The 11006-nt window shown below is 58.5% G+C and carries 12 protein-coding genes, 2 tRNA genes and 1 pseudogene; 13 read left to right on the forward strand and 2 right to left on the reverse strand.

Annotated elements, in window-relative coordinates; genetic code table 11:
• Window positions 1-223: 223 nt before the first annotated feature.
• From BF12_RS0114270 to BF12_RS0114285, 4 genes are all read left to right on the forward strand, one after another.
• Window positions 224-300: transfer RNA gene (locus tag BF12_RS0114270), tRNA-Met, on the forward strand.
• Between the two features lie 45 nt (window positions 301-345).
• A tRNA-Met gene (locus BF12_RS0114275) sits at window positions 346-422 on the forward strand.
• A 119-nt stretch (window positions 423-541) separates the two neighbouring features.
• Window positions 542-1021 carry an EVE domain-containing protein gene (locus BF12_RS0114280; RefSeq protein ID WP_024952859.1) on the forward strand — a complete coding sequence of 160 codons (480 nt, stop codon included), beginning with the start codon at window positions 542-544 and terminating at the stop codon, window positions 1019-1021.
• A gap of 122 nt (window positions 1022-1143) precedes the next feature.
• Window positions 1144-2109 carry a tetratricopeptide repeat protein gene (locus tag BF12_RS0114285; protein ID WP_024952860.1) on the forward strand — a complete coding sequence of 322 codons (966 nt, stop codon included), beginning with the start codon at window positions 1144-1146 and terminating at the stop codon, window positions 2107-2109.
• 153 nt (window positions 2110-2262) lie between these two features.
• Here BF12_RS0114285 and BF12_RS0114290 read toward each other — a convergent pair whose 3' ends face one another.
• Both BF12_RS0114290 and BF12_RS20340 read right to left on the reverse strand, forming a co-directional pair.
• Window positions 2263-2496 (reverse strand): hypothetical protein, encoded by a 234-nt coding sequence (locus tag BF12_RS0114290; RefSeq protein WP_024952861.1) that lies wholly within the window; start codon window positions 2494-2496, stop codon window positions 2263-2265.
• Window positions 2497-2624: 128 nt separating this feature from the next.
• Window positions 2625-3784, reverse strand: a pseudogene (locus tag BF12_RS20340) (MalY/PatB family protein).
• Window positions 3785-3899: 115 nt separating this feature from the next.
• Here BF12_RS20340 and BF12_RS23430 point away from each other — a divergent pair.
• The 9 genes from BF12_RS23430 to BF12_RS0114345 all read left to right on the forward strand — a co-directional run bounded on the left by BF12_RS23430 (window position 3900) and on the right by BF12_RS0114345 (window position 10961).
• Window positions 3900-4133, forward strand: coding sequence for a hypothetical protein (locus BF12_RS23430; RefSeq protein WP_345917422.1), 234 nt, complete (start codon window positions 3900-3902; stop codon window positions 4131-4133).
• A gap of 717 nt (window positions 4134-4850) precedes the next feature.
• Window positions 4851-5288 (forward strand): universal stress protein, encoded by a 438-nt coding sequence (locus BF12_RS0114305; protein ID WP_024952862.1) that lies wholly within the window; start codon window positions 4851-4853, stop codon window positions 5286-5288.
• 135 nt (window positions 5289-5423) lie between these two features.
• Window positions 5424-6974, forward strand: a complete 1551-nt coding sequence (locus BF12_RS0114315; RefSeq protein WP_024952863.1) for an alanine/glycine:cation symporter family protein — start codon at window positions 5424-5426, stop codon at window positions 6972-6974.
• A gap of 226 nt (window positions 6975-7200) precedes the next feature.
• Window positions 7201-8220 (forward strand): zinc-dependent alcohol dehydrogenase family protein, encoded by a 1020-nt coding sequence (locus BF12_RS0114320; RefSeq protein ID WP_211242469.1) that lies wholly within the window; start codon window positions 7201-7203, stop codon window positions 8218-8220.
• Window positions 8221-8231: 11 nt separating this feature from the next.
• Window positions 8232-9050, forward strand: coding sequence for a hypothetical protein (locus BF12_RS0114325; protein ID WP_024952865.1), 819 nt, complete (start codon window positions 8232-8234; stop codon window positions 9048-9050).
• A gap of 63 nt (window positions 9051-9113) precedes the next feature.
• Window positions 9114-9587, forward strand: a complete 474-nt coding sequence (locus tag BF12_RS0114330; protein WP_024952866.1) for an acyl-CoA thioesterase — start codon at window positions 9114-9116, stop codon at window positions 9585-9587.
• 8 nt (window positions 9588-9595) lie between these two features.
• The gene (locus BF12_RS0114335; RefSeq protein WP_345917423.1) at window positions 9596-10063 is read left to right on the forward strand and encodes an aminoacyl-tRNA deacylase; all 468 of its coding nucleotides are present in this window, start codon (window positions 9596-9598) and stop codon (window positions 10061-10063) included.
• 63 nt (window positions 10064-10126) lie between these two features.
• Window positions 10127-10456 carry a hypothetical protein gene (locus BF12_RS0114340; protein ID WP_024952868.1) on the forward strand — a complete coding sequence of 110 codons (330 nt, stop codon included), beginning with the start codon at window positions 10127-10129 and terminating at the stop codon, window positions 10454-10456.
• The gene (locus BF12_RS0114345) at window positions 10434-10961 is read left to right on the forward strand and encodes a DUF501 domain-containing protein (RefSeq protein WP_024952869.1); all 528 of its coding nucleotides are present in this window, start codon (window positions 10434-10436) and stop codon (window positions 10959-10961) included. Before BF12_RS0114340 ends, BF12_RS0114345 begins: the two co-directional genes overlap by 23 nt.
• The last annotated feature ends 45 nt before the right edge of the window (window positions 10962-11006 follow it).

Raw genomic sequence — 11006 nt, forward strand, 5'->3', positions numbered from 1 at the left:
CGCTCAACGCATTCGGCTACCACCTTGTCCGAGGCGCGTCACAATCCAGTATGGACAAGATCTGGCCGGAAAGTATGTAGCAGATCTCTCACATCCAACGACGACTATCTCCTGTTTCTCGATGGCACGTTTGCCCTCACTCACTCAGAGGAAAGTCTTTCCGCCAATTACGGGATAACGGTTGACCTATCACTGTATATCCTTATAATAAGCCACACGTTGATGCGGGGTGGAGCAGTCTGGTAGCTCGTCGGGCTCATAACCCGAAGGTCATCGGTTCAAATCCGGTTCCCGCTACCAACTTCTGATGCGTCAGAGAGTTGGAGCAAAAGCAGTATCTAGTGTTGCGGGGTGGAGCAGTCTGGTAGCTCGTCGGGCTCATAACCCGAAGGTCATCGGTTCAAATCCGGTCCCCGCTACCAAGAATTCGAAAGGCCTGATGCTTATGCATCAGGCCTTTTTCGTATGCGCACAAAAAACATGTCCAGCGCGGTAGCATGCGAGAATCTTCAGACACCATTTTCCTTGCAGGGAGTCTCGCATGCGCCATTGGCTAGTCAAGACGGAGCCCGACACCTTCTCTCTGGAAGATCTACGTCGTGAGTCTCCCGCGCTATGGGATGGGGTTCGCAACTATCAAGCACGCAACTTTCTACGTGAAATGCGCTGCGGCGACGTAGTGCTTATCCAGCATTCCAGCTGCAAGGTGCCCGCAATAGTGGGGCTAGCCGTCGTCAGTGAGATTGCACTGCCTGACCCGACTGCCAGCCATCCTGATCACGCAGGCTTTGACCCTCGCCACGTCGCTGATCTAGAGGCGGGAAAGCCACCCCGCTGGCTGGCACCGCGCCTTGCTTATCTGCGCCCGCTCTCTACCACCCTTCCCCTTTCTCGTATCAAGGCCGCCCCACCGATGGCCGAGAGTCACCTGGTGAGGCGCGCACGCCTTTCCGTGATGCCACTAAACGAGAATGAGATCGCCTGTATCGCCTCATTGGCAGGCGAAAGCCTGATGCCCTGAGAGGCCAATGCCTGCCTCTTGTGGGCGAGCACCTTGAACTCCGCTGCGACGGCCCGCATCATCAGGCCAACCGGCTCGCTTGCGAGCCTTGAATCGCATACAGAATCTTCGGGGCATGTCTCATGATCATTGATCCCAATACCGGCAAGCCATTGACCGGAAATGACACCACTGCGGCCCAGCCAGAAGGCATTGTAGGTGCTGGCGACACAGCAACTCCCCGACAGGCGGAGGATGCCAACACCTATATCATTGATGTCGACATGAGCAATCTGCAGCAGGTACTGGAAGCCTCCATGCAGGTACCGGTGCTGCTTGACTGCTGGTCACCGTCGAGCGAGTCCTGCCTGGCACTGACACCGGTACTGGAGAAGCTGGCACGGGAATATGCCGGTGGCTTTATCCTCGCCAAGCTGAATGTCGAGGACAACCGTGACATCGCCGCTCAGCTGGGCGTGCAATCGGTACCGGACGTCAAGCTGGTGATGCGAGGTTCCCTGTCTGGCAACTTCACCCAGGCGCTGTCGGAAGCAGAAATCACCACATTCCTCGCTCAGCATCAGGTATTGCCTGCGGCGGGTGGCGGCCCGAACCAGTCAGATCAAGCGGCCCAAGCACTGGAGAACGGTGATCTCGACACTGCCAAGGCGCTGTATCAGCAACTTGCACAGGATGCGCCGGACGTACCGGAATATCGTATCAATCTCGCCTCTGTTCTCGTGGCCGAAGGCAACGGAGAAGAAGCCCGTCAGCTGCTCGACTCCCTGAAGCCGGAAGATCGTGATGGCGCAAAAGCACGCGGTGTGCGCGCTCGTATCGACTTCATCTCCGAAGCACCGACGCCCGAAGCCGTTCAGTCGATGATCGAACGAAATGACAGTGAAGCTCGCTATCAGCGCGCGATGCGCGATCTGGCTGATGGTCATTACGAGCTGGCGCTGGATGCCCTGATTAGTCTGGTCAAAACTGATCGTCAGTACGGTGAAGACCTAGCGCGCAAGACACTGTTACGCGTCTTCGATGCTCTCGGTGCGACGCATGAGCTGACAGTGCGCTTCCGCCGCCAGTTGTTCGCCCTGATGTATTGAGGGCCCCATTGGTAGATCAATATTGATACCAGGGTGCTGATATTGCGGCGCTAGCGGCTATCAAACACGCAAAAGCCCCATAGACATGTACTGTCCATGGGGCTTTTCGATATGCCGACCCTGTTGCCTTGAGACCTACTGGCCGCTCTCTGGCTATGTGCGATGGCGAGACCAGCCCTTGAGCAGCGATGGTCGCGCCCGCGCCTGCTGTATCGTCAGAGGAAAGTGGATTCCCGGCTCCACAGGTGAATCCTCAAGAGCAGCGCTGGCTTGGTGAGCCAGTCGCAGACAGCCGCCCTGATAGCACCACTGACGGCAGGCAGCACGCTCGACAACCTCACGCCAGACAGATCCTTGCCCGCTCTCTGCTGAAATCTCGCGCATCATCGCTCTATCTCCTGAATGACAGCCGCTCGTTTCGAGCAGCCTCACAACAGACTTAACGATAATGATTATCAATTCAAGCAAGAGATGCGCAATACCTCAAAGACGTGACCCAGATCATATCCTCGACATCATCGCTCTTGAGTCGCTAGCCGCTCATCCATCTGCAGTAACGCTTGCTCCAGTTGCCGTCGCGTAGTGCCGTAGTTCAAGCGCACAAACCCCGGCCAGCCAAAGTCAGCACCATCTGACAAGGCGACATCACACTCATCAATCAGCGCCTGTTGCGGTGAGTCTCCCAGCCCTGCCTGACGTACATCCAACCATGCAAGATAGGTTGCCTCTGGGCGCGACATGCTCACCCCCTCCCAACGTGCGACATAGGATTCCAGCAGATCAAGGTTATCGCGCAGCACTTCCAGCAGCTGTTGCCGCCAAGGTTCACCTTCGCGCCATGCTGCTTCAGTGGCGACCATCCCCAACACATTGGTGTCCGGCATCAGGCCTCGTGCAGCGCTGGTAAAGCGCTCCCGCACAGCAGGGTCAGTAATCACCGCGCAAGCAAAGGTCAAACCGGCGGTATTGAAGGTCTTGGACGGTGCCCACAGCGTTACACAGCGCGCTGCCAGGCGCGCATTCAAGCTGGCCAAGGGGATATGCGAGCCGTAGGATCAACCACTAGGTCTGCATGCAGCTCATCGGAGATCACCAGCAGATCATGGCGTTCGATCAGCTCCGCCAGCGCGAGCAGCTCTTCCTCCCCCCAGACACGGCCGGTAGGATTATGTGGATGACACCACAATAAAAGCTGTGTCTCGGGAGTGATCGCAGCCTCCAATGCCTCGAAATCCAGTCGCCACGGACCACCAGGCTCCAGGGGCTCTGCCAACGGTGCCATCTGAGCGAGACGACCCGTCTTGTTTGCCACTTGCAGGAAAGGAGGATAAATCGGCGTCGTCGTGACCACGCCAGCCCCCGGCGAGGTCAGCGCCAGGCTGGCAATATGTAGCGCCGGTACGACACCAGGCAGCCAGACGATGGCATCACGCGGCACCTCCCAGCCATAATGTTCGCGACTCCAGTCACATAGGCTATCGTCGAGGCTGCTTGAGGGTTTGGCGTAGCCATACACCGGATGGGCGACCCGTTCGGCCAAGGCTCTCGTCACTGCTGGTGGAGCACTGAAGTCCATGTCAGCGATCCAGAGTGGCAGCACGTCTGCGGCGTAACGATCCCATTTCTGAGAAGGGTACTGGCGTCGATCAATCGGGGTGAGAAAATCAAATTCCAAGACGGGTTCTCCCTTTATCAACAGGTAGCGTGAGATAGCGCTCGACTTGCCGTCGACAGACAAGCGGCGAGCAGAACGATTTCTTGTGGATTTACTACAGCATAAGGCTTTGTGCATGTCCGAAGACACTTTTTACCAGCAAGCTCAACGGGGACTCCCCGGCCTCCTGCTCGCGTGGTTGACCCATGGCCGAGGAGATAGCGAGCGTCTTGCCGTGCTACTAGCCGATACGGCACGCGTGGCCAGCCTCGGACAACCCTCGACCAACCCCGAAGGTGCAATGCTGGAAAGCTGGGCCAACGAGGTGGTGCGCCACTGTGGGCGCCCAAGGCGGCGTTGTTTCTGTTGATGCAAATGCCCGCACACCCTCTGCCCAATGATAGCGATGCAGCCTGTGCCTGGGCCTATTGCTGGATACGCATGCGTGAACACGCAAGCCCCGATGCCGCACTGATCGCGCTGCCGGAACACCTGCGTCAACCATTGGCATGGCCCATTGAAGCCGCTTGGCAAGATCTGACTCACCAGCGCCTGGTGTAAGCCCGGTAGCGAAAGACCACCTGGTCAGCTAGCCCAACCACTCGGCTGCCCACTCCCCCTTCCTGCGATCGCTCCTCTGCTCTACTTGTCAGTGATCGCCCATTGACGACCGTTGCGAGTGATTGATGCGGTCGCCGAGCAAGATAGTCTTGCGCTTTTACTTTGCCTTCTCTCCCTTATCCCTCCTCTCCCCTTCATGGCCCTCCCCGCGATTGCACTTCTCTATCGCACATTCATTGCAATGTTCCGATGTACTGGCCTGCCGAATAACGGCCCGCTCGCACTCTAACTTGTGCACCATCACACCCCGTTCACAGTGGCTCAAGAATGATCAGGCGCAGTAAATGTCTGAGCAGCGATGGCTTCTCAACACCCTTTCGTTTAATCATCGTTTCATGGAGTGTTATTAACGTAGGGATTTCTGCCGGTGACGAGGAGTAAAGTTCATTCAACCGTCTACGAACGGTATTTCAACAAGAATCCGCTAGCCGCGTCACGATGGCTGGCAAGCTCCTGGAGAGCCTTCATGACCACCTCCCTGATTGTCGGACTGGATGGCACACCGGGTGGCGATAGCGCCATAGCCCATGCCAAGCGGGTCGCCACCCTCATCGGGCCAGAGACCAACATCATTCTGTGTTACGTCGTCGAGTGGTCGCCCTATAGCTTCAACACGCCGGAAGAGAATGCCCAGCGTGCTGGGCGCCGTGAAAGCGAGATCAAACTCGCACGCGAGCGCGTACTAGCACCCGCCATCACTGAACTGGAGAAAGAGGGTTATCAGGTCGAAGGGCGTGTTCGTCACGGCGATGCTGCCGAAATTCTGAGCCTGCTGGCACGTGAAGTGAATGCCGAACTGATCATCGTTGGCCGCAAAGGCGAGAGTGTCCGCTCGCGCATCTTCGGCAGCGTCACCGCTCACCTGATCCAAGAAGCATCGGTTCCCGTCACTGTCGTGCCCTAGCCCTTGGTAAAGCTGTCCTTGGTGAAGCTGTCATTGATGAAATCACCAACGGTAAAACAGCCTCTGGCGAGATAACGCTGATAGCACACGAGCCGACACCCCATAACGACAACACGCTTCTCGAGGCCTCCTCTCATGAGTCGAATTCGTTCTCTGGTCCCCTGGGCCACCTCCATGGCAGCCTTCATGGCTGCTCTCATCGCTGGCCCTGCACGTGCTGAAGGCATGGATCAGGCCATCAGCGACATCATTGGCCCAATCGTCAACCCGATCGTCTCCTTCATCTTCTATTCCGTGCCGGTTGCCGGCGTTCAGTTCCCGCTCATCGTGGGCTGGCTGATCATTGCTGCCGTCGTGTTCACCCTGTACTTCGGGTTCGTGCAGTTCCGCCTGTTCAGCCATGCCATTCGCCTGGTCAAGGGTGACTACACCGATCCGAAAGACGAAGGTGAGGTATCACACTTCCAGGCACTCGCCACGGCATTATCCGGTACGGTTGGTCTGGGTAACATTGCCGGTGTCGCAGTAGCTGTCTCGCTCGGCGGACCGGGTGCCACCTTCTGGATGATTCTGGCCGGTCTGCTCGGCATGGCGTCCAAGTTCTGCGAATGTACCCTTGGCGTGAAGTACCGCAACGTCAATGCAGATGGCTCTATCTCCGGTGGCCCGATGTACTACCTCTCCAAAGGTTTCGCCGAAAATGGCAAGGTGGGGCTGGGCAAGGTGCTCGCAGTCTTCTTCGCCATCTGTGCCATCGGCGGCTCCATCGGTGGCGGCAACATGTTCCAGGCCAACCAGTCCTATCAGCAAGCCGTCAACGTCACTGGCGGTGATGCCAGCTTCCTGATCGGCTATGGCTGGTTGTTCGGTCTCGTGATGGCTGCCATCGTCGGCATGGTCATCATCGGCGGTATCAAGTCCATCGCTCGCGTCACCGAAAAGTTGGTGCCCATGATGGCGATCATCTATGTCATTGCGGCGCTCGTCATCCTTGGCTTCAACTTCAGTGCAATTCCGGATGCTTTCGGCGCCATCATTGAAGGTGCCTTCGCACCGGTCGCAGTCGGCGGCGGTATCGTCGGCGTGCTGATCCAGGGCTTCAAGCGTGCTGCCTTCTCCAACGAAGCCGGTATCGGCTCTGCTGCCATTGCTCACTCTGCGGTCAAGACATCCCAGCCGGTCACCGAAGGGATCGTTGCCCTGCTCGAGCCGTTCATCGACACTGTCGTCATCTGCACCATGACTGCACTGGTTATCGTCATCACCGGCGCCTATCAGGTCGAAGGCCTCGGGGGGGTTCAGTTGACCTCCTACGCCTTCGAGACTGCCTTCCCGTGGTTCCCGTATGTGCTGGCCCTCGCGGTATTGATGTTCGCCTTCTCTACCATGCTGTCCTGGTCCTACTACGGACTGAAGGCCTGGACCTACCTGTTCGGTGAAGGCAAGGGCTCCGAGATCGTCTACAAGCTGATCTTCCTCTCCTTCGTGGTCATCGGGTCTTCCATGAGCCTGGGTCCGGTCATCGATTTCTCCGATGCCATGATCTTCGCCATGTCCATCGCCAACGTCATCGGCCTCTACTATCTGATGCCAGTCGTGAAGCGCGAGCTGAGCCAGTACCTGGCCAAGATCAAGTCCGGCGAGATCGCTCCGGTCGACAAGAAGGCCAAGCGTCATAACGCCTGATAGCAACATGTTCTACGCTGTGGATCAGGCACTGAAATAGCTCTTCTGGCCACAACATGCTCCGAGCCCTTGCCTTATGGCAGGGGCTTTTGCGTTTCTGAACGCTCAATTCAGCAAATCGCCCTGCGCAACCCGCCTTGGTCGCATTGCCGAGTCTTGGTGCAATGGGTAGGGTGTGCCGTTCACTGGCCGATATGGCTGGAATTTGTTTCAACGAGGACGTCACATGCTCGCTTCCATGCACGCCATGGTGCTGCGCAACCCCGGCCCGGATGCCGAATTTGTTGCTACTGAATGTCCGCTACCCGCACCCGGCCCCGGTCAGGTGCGTATCCGCGTAGCGGCTTCCAGCGTCAATCCGCTTGACCTGAAGCTTGCCAGCGGTCAGGTCGCTCTTCTTCCTCCCGCTCCCAGCGTCCTGAACGGTGACGTCGCTGGTGTGATCGATGCCGTCGGTGAGAACGTGCTGACCTTCTCACCCGGCGATGAGGTCCTCGGCTTTGCCGGTGGTGTCGGTGCATATCAAGGCGCATTGGCCGACTACATGCTGGCGGATGAGCGCCTGATTACTCGCAAGCCACGCCGTCTTAGTTTCATGGAAGCAGGTGCCCTACCCGTCGTATTCATCACGGCTTGGCAGGCGTTGACCGAGCGCGGGCAACTGGAAGCTGGGCAGCGAGTATTGATCCACGGTGGCGCGGGCGGTGTTGGCCATATCGCACTGCAGATCGCACGCTGGCTGGGCGCAGAAGTGACGGCCACTGTCTCGAGTGACGCCAAGGCGCGCATGGCTCGCGCATGTGGCGCAGAGCACGTCGTGCTTTATCGTGAGGAAGCAGTACCGGAATATGTCGCACGCCTGACGGAGGGCCAGGGCTTTGATCTGGTCTTCGATTGCGTCGGTGGCGACAATCTGGCCGCCAGCTTCGCTGCCAGCAAGCTGGGCGGTCGCATCGTGACGATCAATGCTCGCACCCTGGTTGATCTCTCGCCGCTACATGCGGGTAGTCGCAGCCTCGAAGTCCTCTCCATTCTGCTGCCGCTCATTGCCGACATCGGTCACGAACAACAGCGCCAGGCACTGGGCAAGCTGGTGGAGTTGGTCGAGGAAGGGGAATTCAAGGTCCATATCGACGACCGCCAGTTTGACTTCAGTGAGGTGGCTGCAGCTCATCAGCATCAAGCTTCTGGACTCGCGCTTGGCAAGATCTCACTTTGCCATCAACGCTTTTGGGACTCGCATTGATGGAAAGCGTCATGACGCCAGAGTTTGGTCTGCAATTGCTGAAACTGCTGATTTCCATTGCGGTAGTACTGGGGCTATCGCTGGTCGCAGAGCGACTCTCGACCCGCACCGCAGGAATGTTGTCCGGCTATCCTCTGGGCACGGCCATCACCTTGGGTTTTATCGGCATCGAGATCTCGCCTGATTTCGCCGGCCAGAGCGCCGTCTATACACTGGCGGGCTTTTCCTCGACGCTCGCGCTAGGAATGGGATACTGGCTATGCGGTCGCGCGACGGGTATCCGTGGCGTAATCAATGGCACACTGGGCGGCATGCTGGCATGGCTAGTGGCGAGCCTGGTGCTGGCACAATTCTCCTTCACTCGCGTGACAGGTGTACTGGTCACGCTGGTCGCCATCGCTCTCTGCATGCGTCTGTATCGCCGCGTCCCCGAGACTTCCGCCAGCAAGACTCCCTTCTCGTGGATCACGCTGATGGCGCGTGCGGCACTGGCCGCCGGTATCGTGTTCGGTATTACTGCACTCGCGCATGTGTTGCCTCCTTCATGGGCGGGTCTAGTCGCGGCATTTCCGGTCACCATGTATCCCCTGCTGGTCATCTTGCATCTGACTCAGGGGCCCGCGCCGGTCGCGACTGTCATCAAGCATTATCCGGCCGGGCTGGGCTCACTGCTGTGCTATTCGCTGGTGGTCTCGCTCAGCTACCCCAACGTTGGTGTGCTGCTCGGCACCTTGCTCGGTTTTGGGGTGGCAACGGCCTGGATCGGATTATTCACGCTACTTCAGCGGCGACTGTCTCTGCATCGCAGGTCACCGCCACAACCGTCGTGATCTACCGGGATCCCCCTCAACCTCTTTCCTTCAGCCAGCGCGGACGTCCACAGGAGTGATGGCATGTATTTCAAGACACTGGAACCGGCCTTCTTCGATACCGATGCCCTTGGGCACGTCAACAATACCCGCCTTCCGGCATGGTTCGAATGGGCACGCAATGATCTGTTTCGTGTCTTCGTACCCGATCTCGACCCGCGCAAGTGGCCGCTGATCATGGCGCGTATTGAGGTCGATTTCCTCGCCGAGCTGCAATACGGTCACGAGGTAGAAATTCGCACCTGGCTGTCACGCCTTGGCGGCAGCTCCTTCACTGTCACCCAGGAAGTCTGGCAGCATGGGATGTGTGGCGCGCGCGGCCAATGCGTACTGGTGCAGTTCGATCATCAGAACAAGCAATCGCTGCGCATCGAAGGTGTGCTGCGTGAGACACTGACATCACATCTGCATGAGCACACCGATAGTCGTGAGCTGGATGTCACTGCCCTGCGCGAAGCAGCCCAGGCAGGCGCGACGCACGGCAGCGTACCGGCATGACACCGGCGTTGAATATTCTGAAAGGCAGACCGCATCGTACGTTGGAATATGCACATGACCCGCGTGCTCCTGCCTATGGAGAAGAGGCCGCACGCGCGCTGGCACTCGATCCGACACAGGTCTTCAAGACGCTGGTCTGTCAGCTGGAAGGCGGCAATATCCGCCAGTCACTCGTCGTGGCGGTCGTCCCCGTCACTGGCACACTGAATCTCAAGGCACTGGCGCGAGCAGCGGGCGCACGCAAGGCGGCATTGGCCGCACATGATGCTGCTGAGCGCGCGACGGGGTATGTCGTGGGCGGCATCAGTCCACTGGGCCAGAAGAAGCGTCTGCCGCTGTGGGTGGATGACAGCGCGATGACCCTTGAGGAAATATTCATCAGCGGTGGTCGGCGCGGATTGGAAATTGGCCTATCCCCCGCGCTACTGTGCCAGTTGGCCAATGGCCAGTTCGCCCCCTTGGCGCGTGAGGACTGAGACTGCTTCGCTCTCCTCTGCACCCTCCTCCCATGCCAGCCACGCCAGCGAGGAACTCCACCGATGGGCATTCGCTACAGCAAGTGGATTTACCCGGAGATGACAGCACTGCATGTGCAGGTCGAGACGGCACTGGAGGAGTGGTTCATCGAACGCTTCGCCGACTACCCACACATCAGCTTGCCGGGCCTTGACCCCTACGATTATGATGGCTGGTTCAATCGCTTGGCCCCTGAACTGATGGCACGCGGCAGTGACTACTGTGAGCGTGAGTGGCATGGCTACGTACCTAGCCCTCAACAACTCAACCAAGCTTTCTTCCGGGCCGTTTCCCGGTCCAACAAGTGTGTGCTGGAGCCTGACCGCAAGCATGGTGATCCTGACAAATCATAGTCCCGACGCGCGGGAGCTCGAGATCATCGAGCGCCAGCTCGGGCGCAAGCCACGCGGCATCCAGGCCGTGGCTGCCACCGATGGCGAGGGCACACCACTGGTGCTGCGCATGCATTCGCTGGTGGATGGCAAGCCCTTCCCGACTCTTTACTGGCTGTGCGATGAGCGCCTCAAGATCTCGCTATCACGCATCGAGGCCGAGGGGGTTATCAAGGGGCTGGAAGAAAGCCTCAAGACAGATGACGAGCTGCTGGCCCGCTATCGCGCGAGCCATGAAGCCTATGTCGCCGAACGCTGGAGCTTCATGAGCGAGGCTGAGCGCACTGCCATCGAAGCCCTGGGCTTTGCTGACCTGATGCGCGAACGCGGCGTCGGTGGTATTCGTGACTGGAATCAGGTGCGCTGCCTGCATACCCAGTACGCCCAGCATCTCGCCTATGCCGACGGCAATGCCATCGGTCATTGGGTCGATGCGAACTACGACGTGCTGTCCGAGCTACCCTGATCGAATGTAAATACCAGTCGCCCAGCATGAAAAAGCCCGCCAATT

It is taken from the genome of Cobetia crustatorum, assembly GCF_000591415.1.
Lineage (GTDB): Bacteria > Pseudomonadota > Gammaproteobacteria > Pseudomonadales > Halomonadaceae > Cobetia > Cobetia crustatorum.

What these genes read in the sequence shown, in the direction of transcription:
- BF12_RS0114340 (WP_024952868.1), top strand. Translation starts at nt 10,127, where the DNA reads ATGGGCATTCGCTACAGCAAGTGGATTTACCCGGAGATGACAGCACTG.
- BF12_RS0114305 (WP_024952862.1), top strand. Translation starts at nt 4,851, where the DNA reads ATGACCACCTCCCTGATTGTCGGACTGGATGGCACACCGGGTGGCGAT.
- BF12_RS0114285 (WP_024952860.1), top strand. Translation starts at nt 1,144, where the DNA reads ATGATCATTGATCCCAATACCGGCAAGCCATTGACCGGAAATGACACC.
- BF12_RS0114330 (WP_024952866.1), top strand. Translation starts at nt 9,114, where the DNA reads ATGTATTTCAAGACACTGGAACCGGCCTTCTTCGATACCGATGCCCTT.
- BF12_RS0114280 (WP_024952859.1), top strand. Translation starts at nt 542, where the DNA reads ATGCGCCATTGGCTAGTCAAGACGGAGCCCGACACCTTCTCTCTGGAA.
- BF12_RS0114345 (WP_024952869.1), top strand. Translation starts at nt 10,434, where the DNA reads ATGGTGATCCTGACAAATCATAGTCCCGACGCGCGGGAGCTCGAGATC.
- BF12_RS0114315 (WP_024952863.1), top strand. Translation starts at nt 5,424, where the DNA reads ATGAGTCGAATTCGTTCTCTGGTCCCCTGGGCCACCTCCATGGCAGCC.
- BF12_RS0114320 (WP_211242469.1), top strand. Translation starts at nt 7,201, where the DNA reads ATGCTCGCTTCCATGCACGCCATGGTGCTGCGCAACCCCGGCCCGGAT.
- BF12_RS0114290 (WP_024952861.1), bottom strand. Translation starts at nt 2,496, where the DNA reads ATGATGCGCGAGATTTCAGCAGAGAGCGGGCAAGGATCTGTCTGGCGT.
- BF12_RS23430 (WP_345917422.1), top strand. Translation starts at nt 3,900, where the DNA reads ATGTCCGAAGACACTTTTTACCAGCAAGCTCAACGGGGACTCCCCGGC.
- BF12_RS0114325 (WP_024952865.1), top strand. Translation starts at nt 8,232, where the DNA reads ATGACGCCAGAGTTTGGTCTGCAATTGCTGAAACTGCTGATTTCCATT.